Origin of the sequence: Anaerophaga thermohalophila str. Valhall, from assembly GCF_000250735.1 — a bacterium.
Taxonomy (GTDB): domain Bacteria; phylum Bacteroidota; class Bacteroidia; order Bacteroidales; family Marinilabiliaceae; genus Anaerophaga; species Anaerophaga thermohalophila_A.
The window spans coordinates 1-19,418 of sequence record NZ_AHZV01000144.1 but is presented as its reverse complement, the minus strand read 5'-3'; the positions used below and the strand labels follow the sequence as shown (position 1 = coordinate 19,418).

The 19,418-nt window shown below is 41.3% G+C and carries 17 protein-coding genes; 8 read left to right on the top strand and 9 right to left on the bottom strand.

The window, feature by feature from the left end:
* Positions 1-215: 215 nt before the first annotated feature.
* From OQ5_RS0107690 to OQ5_RS25270, 8 genes are all read left to right on the top strand, one after another.
* Positions 216-941 (top strand): hypothetical protein, encoded by a 726-nt coding sequence (locus OQ5_RS0107690; RefSeq protein ID WP_016776929.1) that lies wholly within the window; start codon positions 216-218, stop codon positions 939-941.
* 338 nt (positions 942-1,279) lie between these two features.
* Positions 1,280-3,721 carry an FtsK/SpoIIIE family DNA translocase gene (locus tag OQ5_RS0107685; protein ID WP_016776928.1) on the top strand — a complete coding sequence of 814 codons (2,442 nt, stop codon included), beginning with the start codon at positions 1,280-1,282 and terminating at the stop codon, positions 3,719-3,721.
* A gap of 49 nt (positions 3,722-3,770) precedes the next feature.
* On the top strand, positions 3,771-4,424 hold the full coding sequence (locus tag OQ5_RS0107680; protein ID WP_016776927.1) for a LolA family protein: 654 nt from the start codon (positions 3,771-3,773) through the stop codon (positions 4,422-4,424).
* A 248-nt stretch (positions 4,425-4,672) separates the two neighbouring features.
* Positions 4,673-5,608, top strand: coding sequence for an ATP-binding cassette domain-containing protein (locus OQ5_RS0107670; RefSeq protein WP_016776925.1), 936 nt, complete (start codon positions 4,673-4,675; stop codon positions 5,606-5,608).
* 12 nt (positions 5,609-5,620) lie between these two features.
* Entirely contained in the window at positions 5,621-6,343 is a 723-nt protein-coding gene (locus tag OQ5_RS0107665; RefSeq protein ID WP_016776924.1) for an ABC transporter permease subunit, read from the top strand.
* 12 nt (positions 6,344-6,355) lie between these two features.
* A complete protein-coding gene (locus OQ5_RS0107660) occupies positions 6,356-7,861 on the top strand; it encodes a GldG family protein (RefSeq protein ID WP_016776923.1) in 1,506 nt (501 codons plus the stop codon).
* A gap of 4 nt (positions 7,862-7,865) precedes the next feature.
* Positions 7,866-8,840 (top strand): DUF4340 domain-containing protein, encoded by a 975-nt coding sequence (locus OQ5_RS0107655; protein ID WP_255297438.1) that lies wholly within the window; start codon positions 7,866-7,868, stop codon positions 8,838-8,840.
* A gap of 216 nt (positions 8,841-9,056) precedes the next feature.
* The gene (locus tag OQ5_RS25270; protein ID WP_082179547.1) at positions 9,057-9,344 is read left to right on the top strand and encodes a (2Fe-2S)-binding protein; all 288 of its coding nucleotides are present in this window, start codon (positions 9,057-9,059) and stop codon (positions 9,342-9,344) included.
* Positions 9,345-9,440: 96 nt separating this feature from the next.
* On the opposite strand, the gene OQ5_RS0107650 is transcribed toward OQ5_RS25270, so the two are convergent.
* The 9 genes from OQ5_RS0107650 to OQ5_RS0107610 form a co-directional block, all read right to left on the bottom strand.
* Complete coding sequence (locus OQ5_RS0107650) at positions 9,441-10,649, bottom strand: sodium ion-translocating decarboxylase subunit beta (RefSeq protein ID WP_016776921.1); 1,209 nt, start codon at positions 10,647-10,649, stop codon at positions 9,441-9,443.
* 108 nt (positions 10,650-10,757) lie between these two features.
* Entirely contained in the window at positions 10,758-11,183 is a 426-nt protein-coding gene (locus tag OQ5_RS0107645) for a biotin/lipoyl-containing protein (RefSeq protein ID WP_016776920.1), read from the bottom strand.
* Positions 11,184-11,185: 2 nt separating this feature from the next.
* Positions 11,186-11,551 (bottom strand): OadG family protein, encoded by a 366-nt coding sequence (locus OQ5_RS0107640; protein WP_016776919.1) that lies wholly within the window; start codon positions 11,549-11,551, stop codon positions 11,186-11,188.
* Between the two features lie 14 nt (positions 11,552-11,565).
* Positions 11,566-13,125 carry an acyl-CoA carboxylase subunit beta gene (locus OQ5_RS0107635; protein ID WP_016776918.1) on the bottom strand — a complete coding sequence of 520 codons (1,560 nt, stop codon included), beginning with the start codon at positions 13,123-13,125 and terminating at the stop codon, positions 11,566-11,568.
* Between the two features lie 64 nt (positions 13,126-13,189).
* Positions 13,190-13,597 (bottom strand): methylmalonyl-CoA epimerase, encoded by a 408-nt coding sequence (mce, locus tag OQ5_RS0107630; protein ID WP_016776917.1) that lies wholly within the window; start codon positions 13,595-13,597, stop codon positions 13,190-13,192.
* Positions 13,598-13,985: 388 nt separating this feature from the next.
* Positions 13,986-14,762 (bottom strand): LytR/AlgR family response regulator transcription factor, encoded by a 777-nt coding sequence (locus OQ5_RS0107625; RefSeq protein WP_016776916.1) that lies wholly within the window; start codon positions 14,760-14,762, stop codon positions 13,986-13,988.
* Between the two features lie 61 nt (positions 14,763-14,823).
* Positions 14,824-15,855 carry a sensor histidine kinase gene (locus OQ5_RS0107620; RefSeq protein WP_016776915.1) on the bottom strand — a complete coding sequence of 344 codons (1,032 nt, stop codon included), beginning with the start codon at positions 15,853-15,855 and terminating at the stop codon, positions 14,824-14,826.
* 338 nt (positions 15,856-16,193) lie between these two features.
* Positions 16,194-16,826, bottom strand: a complete 633-nt coding sequence (locus OQ5_RS0107615; protein ID WP_255297437.1) for a hypothetical protein — start codon at positions 16,824-16,826, stop codon at positions 16,194-16,196.
* Positions 16,827-16,865: 39 nt separating this feature from the next.
* Positions 16,866-19,013, bottom strand: a complete 2,148-nt coding sequence (locus OQ5_RS0107610) for a TonB-dependent receptor (RefSeq protein WP_100221897.1) — start codon at positions 19,011-19,013, stop codon at positions 16,866-16,868.
* Positions 19,014-19,418: the final 405 nt, after the last annotated feature.

Genomic DNA, 19,418 nt, shown 5'->3' with positions numbered 1-19,418 from the left:
TCTCCCGGGGAAGACATGATTAACAATTACCGTAAATAGTGTCTGTCCATAAAGTGCCATTTACTGTGTTACGCTCGTCCGAAAATTACTCATTTACGATGAGTAAACTCCGTTTTTGTCGGACTTCGCAATCCTTGTAAATGACACTTTATGAACAGACACACATATTGAAAAAATTTTTTGGGGAGTTTATAGATACGTACTAAATAAAGTTTATGAAGAAATACCTGAATATTGAATTTACAGAAGCTTTTCGTTTTTATACCATTATCGTTTTGATATTATTGACAGCCGGATGCGTTTCCAGAAAAGAAAAAGAAGAAGGTCCGGTAATTGACGAAGGTATTGTAAGTTATTCCATTTCTTACACATCCGACATAATGGAAAAGTCGTATTCGTTTCTATTGCCCGAGGAGATGAAATATTATTTCAGACCCGGGCAGGAACGAATATCGTTTAAGGGTGATCTTGGTATTTATAATCTTGATTTTATATCGAACCATACCAACGATAGCAGCTCTACTCTGTTAAAAATTGTCAACAAAAAAATGTTTGTTCCGGCCTCCGAGAGCAGTAAACTTTTTATTTTTCAGAGCCTGAAAAACGGCTCGTTAAGTTTCGACAACGATACAACACGAACCATTCTGGGTTATGAAGCAAAAAAGGCTACCATCCATCTCAACAATCGGATCAACACAGAGATTATCGTTTGGTACACGCCTCAAATAGCTAATGCTACGACTAATAAAAACACGCCTTTCTCAAAAATTCCGGGCGTTATGCTTGAGTTCGCCATATATTATAATGACGTTCTTTTTACGCTCAAATCATCTTCGATCGAAAAAAGCAATCTGTCCGATTCAGTTTTCGCTGTTCCCGATGATTACCGTCATACTACCATTGAGGAAATAGAGCGAACCATTGCAGAAATTATCCGTTAGGGCTGTTAATTTTATGAGGGTGTAATAAGCGAATAGGTGGCGCAAATTATTAATTTTGCAGTCAGGTTGAATCCTGAAGCTTTATTTAATGTCTGTCCATAAAGTGCCATTTACTGTGTTACGCTCGTCCAAAAATATTCATTTACTAAGGTAAACTCCGTTTTTGGCGGCTTCGCAAGCCTTGCAACTGGCACTCCCTGAACAGACACATGATAAGCAGGAAACTTTTCCTACTTTATATGGACAGGCACTATTTAATCATTGATGTCACAATGTGTTTTGAAGAAGAAAGAGCGTAAGTTATTAAAAGCCTTGCAGAACTACAATCAACAATTATCATGGGTACCGGAAATAATAACAGAACAGGAAAAAAGAGACGCAGGTCTGGTCTTTCGAAATGGGAGACCAATTTTAAAAATTTTAAATTCCGGTTCATATCGGGGCTTACTCTGATAGCTTTCTCCTTCTATCTGGCACTGGCATTTCTGTCGTTTTTCTTCACCGGTTTTGCCGACAGAAGCAAATTCGATATCGATTTTTGGAATTTCATCAGAAGTGCAGAAATAACGGTGGAAAACTGGACGGGTAAATTGGGTGCATGGATGGCCGATACACTCATTAATGACTGGTTTGGAGTAGCTTCGGTCTCGATCATAATTCTGTTATTTATGACAGGAATAAAGCTCCTGGGGGCTAAAATTATAAAACTTTCGCATGCTTTTGTACATGCTGCGTTAATCACCATTTGGCTGTCGGTTACCCTGGGTTTCTTTTTTATCAATTCTGTAAATGACCAGTATCTTCTCCTGGGAGGTGCCCATGGTTTTTTCCTTAGTAAATGGCTGAATGCCGCCATTGGATGGGCCGGAACTTTTATTCTGATACTGGTATCTTTGACAGCTTATCTCGCCTTCTGTTTTGATTGGTTTATTCCTTTAATTTCAAAGCCATTCAGAAAGAGTTCTTCTCCTGCTCCGGAAAGTGAAAAGCCGGAAACGGTCGTTCAGGAAAGACATCATACCCAGAACAATGCAAATTATCAGTCTGAAAAAGACACTGAAATACAACATAAACAAGAAGCTCATGTATCCCGGCCTGGCACGACAGTCGCAACTCCTCCATTGCATCAGGACGAAACCGTTGAAAAGGAATTCGAACCCGAAAATACGGATAGATCACTTGAATATACCGGAGATGATGACCTTGAGCTGAAAATTGAGAAGGCTGCCCGTGAAGAAATGCTGGATCACAGTGAGGGAAAGCCTCTTGGTGATTATGATCCTACACTTGATCTTTCATCCTATAAGTTGCCGACCTTTGATCTTCTTGATGATCATAGCTCCGATTCGGGACAAGTCGGTGAAGAAGAGCTTATCTCCAATAAAAACCGCATTGTAAAGACACTTGAAGATTACAAAATCGAAATCAGGAGTATAAAAGCCACGGTTGGACCAACCATTACCCTTTACGAGATTGTTCCTGCTCCCGGAGTTCGCATCTCTAAAATCAAGAACCTGGAAGATGATATTGCATTATCGCTTGCAGCCCTCGGCATTCGCATCATTGCTCCGATACCTGGCCGTGGAACCATCGGGATTGAGGTGCCAAACTCAGAGCCCGAAATTGTTTCAATGCGATCGATCATAACATCAAAGAAATTCCAGAACAGCAAATATGAACTGCCTATTGCTTTCGGGAAAACCATCAGTAACGAAACTTTTATGCTCGATTTGACCAAGGCACCACACATGCTGGTGGCGGGAGCTACAGGGCAGGGAAAATCGGTAGGATTAAATGCAATTATTACTTCATTGCTATACAAAAAGCATCCGTCACAATTAAAATTCGTGTTGGTCGATCCCAAAAAGGTCGAGCTTAACATATACAGCAAAATAGAAAAACACTTTCTGGCGAAGCTCCCCGATGAAGAGGAATCAATTATCACCGATGTACAGCGGGTTGTAAATACACTCCATTCACTTACCATTGAAATGGATGAGCGTTACGAGCTTTTGAAAAAGGCCCATGCCAGGAATGTGAAGGAATATAATCACAAGTTTGTGAAGCGACAGCTCAATCCCGAAAAAGGCCATCGTTTTATGCCTTACATTGTTGTTATCATCGACGAGTTCGCCGACCTGATTATGACTGCCGGAAAAGATGTCGAAATGCCCATTGCACGTATTGCCCAACTTGCAAGGGCTGTAGGTATCCACATGATTATTGCCACACAACGACCATCTACCAATATAATTACCGGGGTTATAAAAGCCAACTTCCCAACACGTGTTGCATTCAAAGTAGCATCAATGGTTGACAGCCGTACCATTCTCGACTCCCCGGGAGCCAACCAGCTTATAGGACGGGGAGATATGCTCATCACGCAGGGAAGTGATCTGATAAGGGTACAATGTGCTTTTGTAGATACCCCCGAAGTTGAAAAAATCAATGATTACATTGGTGCACAACAGGGTTATCCCTCCGCCATGATGTTACCAGAATATAGCGGTAGTGAAAGTGAAGGAACTGAGCCCGGTGAAGTTGATCTTTCAAAACGGGATCCCATGTTTGAGGAAGCGGCCAGGGTTGTTGTCGCCAACCAGTCAGGTTCTACTTCTCTTATTCAACGTCGTTTCTCTATAGGATACAACAGGGCAGGCCGAATTATTGATCAACTGGAAGCTGCCGGAGTTGTTGGCCCCTTCGAAGGTAGTAAAGCCAGACAGGTTCTGGTTCAGGATGAATATGAACTGGAAAAAATTTTTGATTCTATAAGATGACTTTGGAACGGTAATTGAATAAGCACTTTCAAAATAAAACAGACCAGAAATGAAAAAACTATTCATCCCCATTCTGATTCTCATGCTCATTCCGGTAATTTTATCGGCTCAAAGTCCTGAAGTAATTAAGGCCGGAAATATTCTTGATAAAGTCAGTGAAATTATTCAGTCATACCAATCCATCAGGGCCGATTTCACCTTTTCCATGGAAAATACGCAGGCCGATGTTACCGACACTCATGAGGGAACCATACTTATAGCCGGAGAAAAATATAAAGCGTCGGTCATGAATGTGGATAGTTATTTTGATGGAACAACGCTTTGGACTCACCTTAAAGAAGTGGATGAAGTTAATATTTCCAATCCCGATCCTATGGACGAGACCACATTAAGTCCTTCCAGTATTTTTAATATCCACAAACAGGGATTCCGTTACATTTTTTCAGGGGAAGATATTCTCGATGGCGAGGAAGTGAATATTGTGGATATGTTTCCAGAAGACAGGGACAAACCTTACTCCAGAATTAAAGTTTATGTAAATAAAGCCAACAATCATATTACAAAAATATCGCAAATCGGGAAAGACGGTACCAATTATATCATTGATATCACAAACATGGAAACCGATGTCCCTGTTGAGTCAGGCATGTTTACTTTCGATCCTGACAAACACCCTGAAGTAGATATTATTGATATGAGATAAAAACAACAAAGTCAGTAGTAGGTAGTCACAGTAGCTGATTAGTCAGTCTGATGTTCATACAACAGCAGGATCAATTCCATGGTTGATGCATTGATTTTTGGCCCGGGGATTGAGTTCTTTACAGTACTCTGCAATATCGGCCGAAACGCTATGGCTGTAAAACTTCCTTCCGGGTATCAGAGGTATTCTTTTACCCGTTTTTTTATGTCTTTTTTACCAGTTACCAGTAATCAATAAACATAAACAAAATGGAAATCATAGTAAAAGAATTGAGTCATTTCTATGGTGTTCAGAAAGCACTTGACCACCTTAGTTTTAAAGTGAAAACAGGCGAAATTCTTGGTTTTTTAGGCCCGAATGGTGCCGGAAAGACGACTACAATGAAGGCCATTACAGCTTTCCTTACGCCTTCGGAAGGAGATGTTCTGATAGATGGCGTCAGTGTATTTAAAAATCCGGAAAGAGCCCGGCAAAACATTGGTTATCTGCCCGAAAACAATCCACTTTACGGCGATATGCCGGTCATTGATTATCTTGTTTTTACCGGAAAACTTCAGGGGCTCGATGGCAAAAAGCTAAAAGAAAGAGTGAAGGAGATGATACGGGTTTGCGGCATTGATTCGGAAAAACACAAGAAGATAGGTGAACTCTCAAAGGGATTTCGTCAACGTGTCGGGCTGGCACAGGCACTAATCCACGACCCGCAAGTTTTGATACTGGATGAGCCCACAACCGGCCTTGATCCCAATCAGATAATAGAGATACGTGAACTTATCCGGCAGATAGGTAAAGAAAAAACCGTCTTGCTAAGTTCTCATATTCTTGCCGAAGTTGAAGCTACCTGCGATCGTGTTCTCATCATCAACAAAGGAAAGCTTGTAGCTGACGGTACACCTGAGGAACTGAGGCAACAAGCTCGTGGCAATGAAATATTGCATGTTTCCATTGAAGGAGAAAGCGATGATAATAAAGTATTTAAAGCTTTGCAGGAACTTCCACAGGTAGCTGTTGTCGATTTCCGTAACGATAAAAAGACCGGTTTTGAAGTACAAAGCAAAGCCGGTGAGAGTTCGACCAAAGACATTTTCGACTTATGCGTGAAAAATGGTTGGTATTTGAAAGAACTCACTCCCTTTGAAAAGAATTTGGAAGACATCTTCCGCGAAGTAACCAAAGAACATTAAAACTTATCCCCCATGAGCAAGACATTAATAATTACTTCAAAAGAGTTCCGCAGCTATTTCGATTCTCTGATGGCCTATATTATGCTTTTTGTTTTTCTCGGACTTACAGGTTTCTTTACATGGCTGTACGGAACAGATGTTTTTTATACCAATACTGCGAGTTTGAGGCCATTTTTTCAGACAGCCTACTGGACTCTGTTTCTATTCATCCCGGCTCTTACCATGAAACATATTGCAGAAGAGCTGAAAACAGGTACAATAGAACTTCTTCTGACCAAGCCTGTCACTTACTGGCAGGTTATTGCCGGGAAGTTTTTTGCCACCTGGTTGCTTGTTGCAGTTAGTCTCGCTCTCACATTACCCTGGTATGTTACCATAGCCAATTTGGGCCCGATTGATCACGGTACGGCTATTACCGGGTATCTGGGACTCCTGTTGATGAGCGGGGCTTACATCAGCATTGGCATCTTTACCAGCAGTCTCACCCAAAATCAGATTGTAGCATTTTTGCTGGCATTGATAACAGGAATTTTTTTCCAGATACTTTTCAGCATGCTCTCATCGGTTTTTGACGGTACTATCGGGGATATCTTCGGATACCTTGACCTTCGAACCCATTACGACAATATAACACGTGGCGTTATCGACAGCCGTGATTTGATTTATTTCCTGTCTGTTATATTTTTAGCACTTACCGGTGCAGAAGCTTCATTGTTAAAGAAAAATCTTAACTAAAGTTTCAAAAAAATGACAAAAACAAAACTCAAATACATATTGATACTGCTAACAGGTATTATTATTCTGATTAACCTGATTAGCACAGATTTCTTTGTGCGTCTTGATTTCACAGAAGATCAGCGATACACTCTTAGCCAAAGCACGCTTGATATTATTGGAGATTTACAGGATCCGGTTACTGTTAAAGCCTATTTCTCGGAAGATTTGCAGCCTCGGTTCGACCGTATGCGGCAAGATTTCATGAATCTTCTCGAAGAGTATGCAACACGATCGGATAATAAAGTGGTTTATACCTTTATTAATCCAAACGAGAGTGATGAATTGGAAAATGAAGCCCGGCAAAATGGTATTCAGCCATTGGTTATCTCTTCGCAGGAAAAGAACCAGTCTGTACAGAAAAGGGCTTATATGGGTGCTGTTATCAACTATGGCGAAGCCACCGAAGTAATACCTTTTCTGGAGCCCGGATCTCAGATGGAATATGCCCTGACCATGGCCATAAAAAAGATGACAATTCCTGAGAAACAACCTGTTGGTGTAATAACCGGTCATGGAGAACCAACATTGGAAGAGATGAGTGAAGTAACCGGCGCATTACAGGTTCTTTACACCCCGGAAACCATAACACTGGAAGATTCAGTAACCCTCGACAAATACAAAACCCTGATTTGGGTTCGTCCTGCCGACACCATTCCTCCTGCTCATTTTGAAAAACTTAATACATTCGTTGAAAATGGTGGTAATGTAGTAATGGCAATAAATAAAGTTGATGCCAATTTTTCAACCGGCATGGGCAGAGACCTCTATACCGGAATCAGTGATTGGCTTGAAAAAAAGGGAGTAAAGATAAACTCAGACTTTCTTATTGATGCCAATTGTGGAAGTGTTACCATCAGACAACAACAAGGCCCGTTTATGATCAATACGCCGGTATCCTTTCCTTTTCTTCCTGTCATTTCCGAATTTGCAGATCATCCGGTTGTTAAAGGATTAAGTGCTGTTGTGCTTCAATTTGCCAGCTCCCTTGAGCCGGCTGATACTACTGTAAATTTTGTCCCTCTGGCCTTCTCCGGTAAACAATCAGATGTCAGAACGGCTCCTGCGTTTTTCAATTTCGAAAAAGAATGGAGCGAATCGGATTTCAGTCGTTCCCGCATTCCTGTCGCTGCTTTGGTCTGTCCTGAGAACGAAAATCAGGGTGGAAACATTATTGTTTTCTCCGACGGTGATTTTGTGATCAATGGCACAGGTCAGAATGCAAGGCAACTACAACCCGATAATATTTCACTGTTTGTGAATTCGGTCGATTATTTGAATGATGATACCGGTTTGATGCAATTAAGAACAAAAACTGTGAAACATCGCCCTTTAGACCAGATCAAAGAAAGCAAAAAAGCCTGGCTTAAAACCCTGAATTTCGGGCTGCCTTTGCTTTTGGTTATCATTATCGGAATAGTCAGATATCAGCAAAGTATTAATATCAGAAATAAAAGAAGGGAGGAGAGCTATGCTTAGAAAAATGAATATAAGAACATTATCTGTTGTCTTCTTCGTTCTCGCGGTGGCTTTTGCCATTCATAAAATTACCGAACCCGAAAGTGTTGGAAACTTACCCGCGAACCTGGTTTCTTTTGCACCGGAAGACTGTGACAAAATTTTGATATCTCCGCGGGGAGACGATGATCCGGTCATTGTTATAATAAAGGACGCTAAAGGCAAATGGATAGTAAAAACAGAGAATTCCGAAAAAGAATTTATGGCCGATTCAAGCACTGTCAAGCGCACCTTGAAAACGATGAGTCAACTTAAGCCCATACGAATGGCAACACAAAACAAGGACAGATGGGAACAATTTGAAGTGACCGACTCAGCCGGCATGGGTGTAGCATTTTACAATGACGACAACATTCTGGCAGACGTGATTATCGGTCGTTTCACCTATATTCCCTCGACCATGGCTGCACAGATGAGACAACGCAATCCTTATATGCGCCAGAATCCCGGCACCATGAGTACTTATATCCGCCGAAGGGGAGAAGATGAGGTGTTTGCTGTGGAGGGTTTTCTTTCCTCCCAAATTAGAACTGATGTAGATCACTTCAGAGATAAGTCACTTTTTTCCTTGGCAAACGACTTCAAATATCCCGTTGAACTCTCATTCAAAGTTCCCGGTGATAGTTCGTTTGTTCTTACCCAAACCAATGGTCAATGGATGATTGGTGAAGTACGGGCCGATTCTGCTGCTGTAGCTGACTATTTAAAAGACATCAGAAATCTGAAAGTCAGATCTTTTGCTAATAAAGAACCCGCAAATATAACTCACAAACTTGCCATAAAAGACAGAAATGGTCTGACGTCGGTTATAGAAGCCGAATTTAACAAGGATTCGACGTTGATTATGTCAAGCCAATATCCAGACAATTGGGCGCTTGATAAAAACAATTATTTGTTCGATAAAATTTTTGTCTCGAAGAGTTCATTACTAAGCAATTAACGGACAGGTCGAATATTATATTTCCGGTTTTTCTAACTGCTTCCCCCTCCCCTTCGATGTCAGGTAATACTGGCGCACTGGGGGGGGGTTCAGATGTTCAGCTACCGACTGAAAACTTTTCTGATAACCCCTAACCTGCTTTATCCATATTCTTATTGTGGCAACCTTTGCCATGCTCGTTTCATCACGATAATTAATGAATGAAGCAGGCTAAAAATGTTCTATTTTTGCAGAAACGCAGCAGTCTTTTTTATGTCCCGTTTAATTTGTCTTTGTAACAGAATTACTACCAACCGGATAGAGAATTTTTTAAAAAAATTCCCGCAAGCAGAATTATCTGATGTTATGCAAAGTACGGCAGCCTCTACCTCATGTGGGCGTTGTCGTCGCGAACTTGAAAGCTTTGTCCGGCAAATCAAAGGAAAACACGAAAACAAAAGTAAAGATTCACAACTTACTATCCCCTTTGATTATTCCTTCACAATAAAAAAGGGTCCCCACTAATAAAAAAGTGAAGACCCCCTTTTTAATCAACCAATTACTAACAGGATTATATTTGAGTGTGTTATTCTAAAAAAACTTTTAGGAACGGACTTATCATTACATAAGAAAACTCAACATCATACCGGCTGCAACGGCCGAACCAATTACTCCCGAAACGTTGGGTGCCATGGCGTGCATGAGCAGGTGATTAGACGGATCGTTTTTAAGTCCTTCGTGCTGAACAACGCGGGCACTATCGGGTACTGCCGATACGCCTGCTGCGCCAATCATCGGATTGATTTTATTATCCTTCTTTAAAAACAGGTTCATTATTTTGGCAAACAAAAGACCACCGGCTGTTGCAACGATGAATGAGGCAGCTCCCAATCCAAATATCTTTATGGATTCTCCTGTAAGGAAAACATTAGCCTGAGTTGATGCTCCCACTGTAAGCCCCAGCAATATAGTAACGATGTCTATCATCCTGGTTCGGGCTGTTTCAGCCAAACGTTCGGTAACACCACACTCTTTCATTAAGTTTCCGAAGAAGAGCATCCCCAAAAGTGGAAGTGCCGTTGGTGAAATGAAAAGTGTAAGCAACAAACCGATTAACGGAAAGAGTATTTTCTCTGTTTTTGACACAGCTCTGGGAGGTTTCATCCTGATCAATCTCTCTTTTTTGGAGGTCATCAGCCGAATGATGGGCGGCTGAATAACGGGTACCAGTGCCATATAAGAATAGGCAGCAATGGCGATACTTCCTATCAGTTGAGGTGCCAGTTTGGAGGAAGCAAAAATAGCCGTGGGCCCGTCGGCACCGCCGATAATGGATATCGCACCTGCCTGGTGAATCTCAAAGCCCAATGCCATAGCGCCAATAAAAGTGCCGAAAACGCCAATCTGGGCAGCGGCCCCTAAAAGCATCAGACGCGGATTGGAAATGAGGGACGAGAAATCGGTCATTGCACCAATTCCCAGAAAAATCAAAGGCGGATAAACCCCTTTTACCACTCCGAAGTAAAGGTAGTTGAGGACAGAGCCCTCTTCGTATATGCCAATTTGAAATCCTTCGATAAAAGGAATATTTCCAAGAAGAATCCCCGTTCCGATGGGAACCAAAAGCAGGGGTTCGTAATTAAATCTGATGGCCAGAAAAATAAAGAAAAGCCCCACCACAATCATCGTGATATTTCCCCATGAAACACTGGAAAAACCCGTATAGTACCAGAATGTCTTCAGGCCTTTAACAAGTGCACTGCTGCTTTCAACATTGTCGGGCAAAACATCCTGAGCGGTTGCGTTACCTCCGGTCAATATCGAAGTCATGAACAGCAGGCCTAATACTGTAAATATTGTTACAAATTTTCTCACGTTATAAGAACTTTGAAGGAAGCTTAAAACAGCTCCGGGATTAAACAATCGGAACAAATATGCTTATTCAATCACCATCAATACATCGCTTTGAAGTACCGCATCACCCTCTTTCACTTTAATCTCTTTAACGGTTCCCTCTTTGTCGGCCATTACATTGTTTTCCATTTTCATGGCCTCCATGATCATAACGGTATCACCTTTTTTAACTTCATCGCCTGCTTTTACAAGAACTTTGAAAATACTTCCCGGCAATGGAGCCAAAATCTGATGTCCCCCTGTTGATGGTTTCCTGATAATATGTCCTTCTCCCGGTTTTGGCTTTACTTCCTGCCTAACCAGCTTGGGTGTTTTTACTTTTTTTACCTCTTGTTCTATTTCTACAGAATAAGGCGTTCCATTAACCTCTACTGTGGCAATATTATCATCAATGTCTTTCACATTGACATGATATTTGTTTCCGTTTATGGAAAAGTCAAATTTCTTCATTGCTATCTTCTTGTTGGTAAAACGTTATTAATGTTATAAATCTTCGAACTCCATGGCGAGTATCTTCTTTCAACCCTTTTGATAGTAATAATCTTGCTTTCGTCATCATGCATTTCACTGAAATAGAGAGATAGTGCCAGGCCTATAGCGGCATTTACCTCCCCTGCAATATACTGTTCTTCATCTCCATGGTTTTCTACATATTTTCCTTCTCTTTTCAATTTACGTTTCATTTGCAGATTGAGCACTTTAGGCATCAATCTGAAAACCAAGATAAGAAGGACCAGGGCAGTAAAAACTACTGAATATCCGACAGCAGTAATTACCCATATCTGTGGCCAGTTGACAGCGTCTAATATATGAATCATAATTGTTTCCTGATTTACAATGGTATATTACTGTGTTTTTTAGGCGGATTTGTCAATTTTTTGGTCTGGAGACTCTGGAAACCGCGTATAATACGGAATCGTGTATTGCGCGGCTCGATTACATCGTCGATATAACCATAAGAAGCTGCTTTATAAGGGTTTGCAAATGCTTCTTTGTACTCTTCTTCCTTTTTGGCGATGTATTTTTTCTTTTCTTCGGGGTCTTCTATTTCTTTAAGCGTCCGGCCTTCCAATACTTCAATAGCACCTGATGCGCCCATAACGGCAATTTCTGCTGACGGCCAGGCATAATTCAAATCCCCGCGCAATTGCTTACAGCTCATTACGTCGTGAGCGCCGCCGTATGATTTACGCAGTGTAATGGTCACTTTCGGAACAGTGGCTTCCCCATAAGCAAACATCAGTTTGGCCCCATGAGAAATAATACCGGCATATTCCTGCCCGCTGCCCGGCAGAAATCCGGGAACATCGACCAGCGTAAGTACGGGAATATTAAATGCATCGCAGAATCTGACAAATCTTGCAGCTTTTCGCGAAGCATCACTATCGAGTACACCTGCCAAAAAGTTTGGCTGATTGGCTACTACTCCGACAGAAGCGCCACCCATTCTGCAAAAACCTACAATTATATTTTTGGCATAATTTCGATGAACTTCCAGAAATTCCCCATCATCAACAATTGTATAGATAACCTCTTTCATGTCGTAGGGCTGATTGGGATTGTCCGGGATGATGGAGTTGAGACTATCGTCCAGGCGGTCAATGGGATCGCTGCAATCGGTCAGAGGCGGTTCTTCCAGGTTATTTTGTGGAAGATATGACAGAAGTTTCCGTATCAGCATAATACCTTCTTCCTCATTCTCCAGCTCAAAATGTGAAACGCCCGACTTGGTTGAATGAACATGGGCTCCGCCAAGGTCTTCAACGGTTATGTCCTCTCCGGTCACTGTTTTTACCACTTTAGGTCCGGTAACAAACATATAACTGGTTTGCTCGGTCATCATGATAAAATCGGTCAGTGCCGGTGAATAAACAGCACCTCCGGCACAAGGTCCGAAAATGGCAGATATTTGAGGGATAACCCCGGAAGCAAGAATATTTCGTTCAAAGATTTCGGCATATCCGGCCAGTGAAGTTACACCTTCCTGAATTCTGGCTCCGCCACTGTCGTTAATTCCAATTACCGGTGCACCCACTTTCATGGCCATGTCCATAACTTTACATATTTTTTGTGCAAAAGTTTCGGACAATGAGCCGCCAAATACGGTAAAATCCTGGGCAAAAACATAAACAACCCGACCATCAATTGTTCCATGTCCGGTAACAACACCGTCGCCCATAATTTTTTTCTTTTCCATACCAAAATTGGTGCAGCGGTGTGTAACAAACATGTCAAATTCTTCAAAACTACCATCGTCCAGAAGCATCTCGATCCTCTCTCTGGCAGTGAATTTCCCTTTACTATGCTGAGCTTCAATTCTCTTTTCTCCGCCTCCAAGCCGTGCCTGGTTTCGTAATTCAATTAAGTGTTTTATTTTATCCTGATTTGACATATTTAAAGATTTTGTTTGTAAGACAATTCCGTATTATCCAAAAAAATAAGGACTTTCACAGTCCTTATTTTGGGGCTTCACATAATTCGGTCAACACACCAAAGGTTGACTTTGGATGTAAAAATGCAATGTTAAGTCCTTCGGCTCCTTTGCGCGGTTGTTTATCAATCAAACGGACACCCTGTTCCCCGGCCGTCTTCAACTTTGTATCAAGGTCTTCTACTGCAAAGGCCATGTGATGAATGCCTTCTCCCTTCTTTTCTATGAATTTACCAATAGGTCCTTCGCTATCTGTTGATTCCAGTAACTCTATCTTGGTATCTCCTACCTTGAAAAAGGCGGTTTTCACCTTTTGGTCGGCCACCTCTTCTACTGCATAACATTTCAATCCAAAAACCTTTTCGTAAAAGGGTATTGCTTCATCAAGACTTTTTACGGCAATGCCGATGTGTTCAATATGCGTTGGTTTCATAATAAAAATATATTTTTACTTCATATTTATTTTATTGCAAACAATTTACATCCTTTCCACTTAGAAAATCAAGCCCGGCTAAAGAGTTGCTGTATTATATCACATCTTCCACCTAACAATAGACCGTTAGATTATTAGATTTAAGGTACAAGATGATTCGTATCCCGTTGAAAATCTGCATTTTATCAAAACAAACCTCTTAAATATAGCCAGTTGAATCTAAGGTGCTTACAAAAACTTAACGGACTATTGATCTAAAAATCCAACGATCTGTTTAAAATAAAAAGGTTGTTTAAAGAAAATTTTCCGCAAAAGTAGCAGAATTAAACCACTATTACTATAAAATCAGGAAGAAAAAATGCGTGTTTTACAACAGGTATTTCGGAAATTACCGTCTTTGTCCAAGCCAGTTTTTAAACAATTTCATACGATCGCGGCTGACAATAAGTTCTCTTGTTTCTCTGCCCGTATCCACTTTTACCTTCAGCCGGGCTCGGCCATAGCTCACGATATCAGAAATAGCATCAATGTTAACAATTTCTTTCCGGCTGGTTCTGAAAAAAAACGCCGGATTCAGTTCCACTTCAATTTGATTGAGTGATTGATCCATGTAATAAACTTTGCCCTCAGAGTCAAGCAGATAGATTGCTTTGTCTTCACTGTAGAAACAGGCTGTGTTTTGGGTCTTAATAATCCGGATGTGTTCCCCCACATTAACCACAAACCGGTCTTTATATTTTTGCCCTTCGGCCACCATTTTTGCCGTGGAGCGAATAAGCATTGTAAAATTTTCGGCGGTAAAAGGCTGCTGATAATATGCTCTGAACTTAGAAAGCGCACTGCGAAGGTCATCTTCTTCAACCGGCTTGAGTAAATAATCAACACTGTTTACCTTAAAAGCCCTTATGGCAAACTGATCGTATGCGGTTGCAAATATCACGGGGAAAGTTACGAGGGTACGCTCAAAAATTTCGAAGCTGGTTCCGTCGCCCAGTTGAATATCAAAGAGACCCAGATCGGGAGTGGTTCTTTTATTAATCCATTCGACAGCAGAACTGACCGAATCGCAAATGCCTGAAACCACCAGAGAAGGCTCTATTCTTTTAAGCATCTTCCCGAGTTTTTCAGCTGCCAGGGGTTCGTCTTCTACGATCAGAATGTTCATATCATCTTTACCTGAAGGTATATCACACCTAAGTGGCCCTTTATGGACAGACACTAAGTAGTTAAAAGTCTTTTATCAAAGGAATTTTCACTTCAAATATACCATTCTCATTTATAACTTCGATTTCTTTTCCGGTAAGAAATCGGTATCGCCCCCTGATGTTTTCCAGTCCTATATTTAGTGATTCGGACGATTCGGCTTTTGAAAAATGCGTATTTTTTACAACAAGATGTTCAGCATCAATGTAAACATCAATTTTCATTGGATTTTCTTTTGAAAAAGAATTGTGCTTAAAAGCGTTTTCCATCAACATCTGAATGGATAGCGGGACAATGGAATAGTTTTTAAGACTTTGATCCGGTAGTGTATACCGGAAAGCTTTACCAAAGCGCATTTCCTGCAAATACAGGAAACGTGCTGCCAATTTCAGTTCTCTTTCAAGCGGAACCAGATTGCTGTCCTGCAATTCCAGAACATCGCGATACATGCCCGACAACTGCGATAAAAACCGTTTGGCCACTTCGGGATTTGTGTCAACAAGCGACCCGGCTACATTAAGACTGTTAAATAAAAAATGGGGATTTACCTGACTTTTCAAAACATCATATTTGGCAGCCAGTGCTTCGCGTTTCAACATTTCACGCTCTTTTATTTCGTTTTTCCAATCCAGAAAAAAGGCTCTGGCATAAAACCACATCGAGATGAAATACAAAATGACAAACTCTGTAACCCATATTCCCGGGTGTGTTTTTAAAAAGAGTCCAAAAGGCATTCCCTGTATTAAAGAAAACCAAAACCAGTTGGTAAAAAATATGACTATTCCTGAATACACAGTGGTGACAAAAAAGGAGATCAAAACACTTTTTATCGGTCGTTTCAGCCATGAAACAAATGGTGAAACAGCAAAATCATACAAATACTTATTGGAAAACAAGCCGTACCCCAGCATCAACGAATATCCCATGTTTTGAATAACTGCTTTGGGATACTTTATACATTCGGGACAAGAAATCCATTGAAAAATATGACCGATTAACATGGATATCAGTCCGTAAGAAATAATTATCAGGATTTGTTTGTTCTTTTTTGTCATTGCAATACTTCGGTAAACTATTATTTCAAACACCTGTCAATGAAACGAGCCCCGATTACGCGGGACGAGTTCCATCCGACCTTAGTTAGTGTCTGTCCATAAAGTGCCATTTACTGTGTTATGCTCGTCCGAAAATTATTCATTTACGATGAGTAAACTCCGTATTTCCGGACTTCGCAAGCCTTGTAAATGACACTTTCTGAACAGACACACATACTGTAAAATTTTTGCGAGTTTATGGACAGACACTGATGAGGATGCAAAAATTTAAAACAACAAAGAGTCTGGCAACAAAGATGCTTTTTAGAGCTCACTCATTGATACAATATCCATCCTCTTTAATCACTTATTCTCTCAATCTGTTCGGCATTATATTCTTTTCCCCAGGCAGGCCAAAGCTCATGAGGAGGTTCAAAGGTATCAAATAATCCGGCTGCTTTTTCATACAGCGGCAATGCCTTTTCTTCTCCTCCACCAAACATAGCCGGAGTGTGATAAACATTTTGTGCCTTGCAGAACCACAGCCTGGGATTGTCAGGGTTCAGTTTTTCAGCTTCGGCCAGGGCATTATTCGAGAGCATAGAATACTTCATCCCACGCGTTGGAGAAGTAATCCGCATGGAATGCAGGAGACCTTGCAGAACAAACAATTCCGACTCTTTTGGTGCAATAGCCATTGCTTTGTCGATCATCTCCTGCGCTTTGTCGAGGTGTTTGTCAATTGCATCAGCATCCTCAATATTAAAGGTAATACTGATATAGGCGTAAGCGGCATAATAGTATGGCATCCACTTATCACCCTCGGCTTCTCCAATTCTGAAAAATTTGCCTGCCAATGCTTCAAGTTCAGACGCATCAGTAGATTGATACATTTCAGAAATAGCCTGTTTCATCGTTGTCTCATAATTTCCGGCCGATAATGAGGCTGCTGCCAGAAAAATCATAACATTTAAAATTGCTGTTCTCATCATAATTCCTTTTTTAAACTGCTTTAAACTTTTACAAAAATTTTAATTGATGGAGATAAACACACCAAGAAACATGAACTGCTTTACATCGGAACGAATGGTTACAAGCGAGGGCTCCTGTTCTCCGGAAGCTAAAGGTATTCGTCTGTATCCAAGCACATTGTCGCGCCCTGTCAAATTAGAAAAACTTAAATGGACAATAGTATAATTTCCTAAGATACTTGTCAAATAGCTCAGATTAAGACCAATTTCGCTGTAATTTGGGGAGGTATGCGCCATAAATTCATCATCGCCCGGAACATGGTAAGGGCGACCCGAATTCCACGTCCATGTGGCTCCAACCTGCGTACGGATAGGAACAATGAAATGCTTCGCAACAACGTTGAGCGTATGCGGAGAAATAAATTCGGGCACCACCTTTTCCGGATAATCGAGAAACCGTCTCTCGGAATCAATGTACGAATATGAAATCCAATAATCTGTATTCTTGTAGAGAACTTTATCTCTGAAAAACAAGTCAAATCCTTTGGCATATCCTTCCCCGCTGTTGTCCAGGGGAACAAATTCGGCAAATTCGTTGTATTCTCCGGCAATCAGATTATCATATTTTTTATGGTAGACTTCCGCTCTGAACAAGCGGGTACTTAGATCGCCTGTCTGCATGCCTAAGATGAAGTGTTCTGATTTTTGCATCTCCACATTGCGGTTGTACTTCAAAAAATCCGATTGCACCGTCTGATAAAAATGTCCCCAGGCCATAGAAAAAGTAGTATTTTCGCCAGCCCCGATTGCCAACGCAGCGCGAGGCGACCAAATTTGTTCTTCCGACCGGGATGAATATTCGTAACGAATTCCCGGTCTGAATGCCAACTTTGAAATCAGCCTCCATTCTGCTTCAGCAAAAGCCGAAGCAATGTGATCGGTGAAATGTGTACCCCATGTATTTTCTGTTTCCTGCTGACGGTATTTTTCATCGAATTTACTGCTCTGCCAGGCTCCGCCCCATGTCAATTTTAATGAATTGTTCAGTTGCGTTATAAGTTTTAACTTGCTTTCAGATATCCACTCTCTTGTGGTTTGGCGATGAATCCCGGCCTCCATATCCTGATCATCATATGTAAAGGAAGCCCCTAATTTTAGTAATGTCTTGTCCGTAATTGAGGTATGATAGGTACTGTTGGAATAAATATTACCCCCCTGATCATCAATTTTGATTTGTCCGCCACTTCCGTCTGATGTCCGAAAAGATTGACCGCCATAATCACCCGCAGCAAAAAACCTGAGGATATCTCCTTTATCGCCTTTTCGTCTGAAATTCAGATTAACATTTCCGGCTTCCACGTGATCGTCCCAGTCAATACGGTTTTTCACCAGTGCGTTATAGGGAGCAAAATTGTAGTAACCTGCACCTGCCGCCAAAGAATGATTATTCCCCACCCAGGTTTGTGCCAGCTCACCCCCTATGCTCATCAGAGAAATGCTTGTCAGCTCCTCCACCGCAACACCTTGCGATTCAAGAACCAACACCGACGACAACGCCTGTCCGAATTCGGCCGAATAGCCGCCGGTACTGAAAAATGTTCCCTCGAAAAGTGAAGGTGCAAACCGTCCGCGTGTTGGAAGATCAGGAACTTTTGAATAGTAGGGCTTCGCAGCTAAAACGCCATCCATGAGTACCCTGGTTTCGGACGCATCTCCTCCGCGAACCAGCAATCGTCCGTCATCGGGAGCCACCTGTGTACCCGGAAGTGTTTTTAAGGCAGCTCCGATATCGCCCAATGACCCTGCCGTAGTATATATGTCCAACGGTTCCATCACGGCAGCTCTTTTTTTGTCGCCTGCTTCAAAGCTTCCAGCGGTTATGGTTACTGCTCTCAGATTTGTAGAGCTTTCTTTCATTTCAACATTGAGTGTCTTTTCTATTCCACCTTCGATATTCTGTTCCAGGCTCTCGTATCCTATAAAACTGAACACCAATATAAAATCGTCCTCAGTGTTTACATCAAGTGAATAACAACCATCCGGCCCTGATATTGTGCCATCGTAACTTCCCTTTACGTAAATATTTACCCCCGGCAATGCTTCCCCGGTACGTTTGTCGGTCACACAACCGTTGATAGTGGTCTGACTGAAAAGATTCACGCCTATCATCACGCCTATTAACGGCATTAGGTAAGTTCTAAATTGCATATGTATAAAATTTATTTTTTAAGGTTCCCGAATCAACAGGTCAAAGTTGACTGATTATGTCATTTTCGGCAAGAACAAAATGATAAGCAGGCATTTGAGACTGACAAATGGTAATATGGAGAGATAAGTGGGAAAAGGCTTATTTGGTGTCTGTCCATAAAGTACCATTTGCTGTGTTATGCTTGCCGCCAAAATACTCATTTACGAAAAGTAAACTGCGTTTTTGGCGGCTTCGCAAGCCTTGCAACTGGTATTTTCTGAACAGACACAGATATTGTGAAATTTTTTTTTGCGAGTTTATAGACGAGCACTATTTAATTGTTTCTTTGTTTCATCAAAAAACATCATTTTTGCATTACTTTTCCCGGATGAAAGGAGCATGGCAAAGGTTGCCATAATAGATCA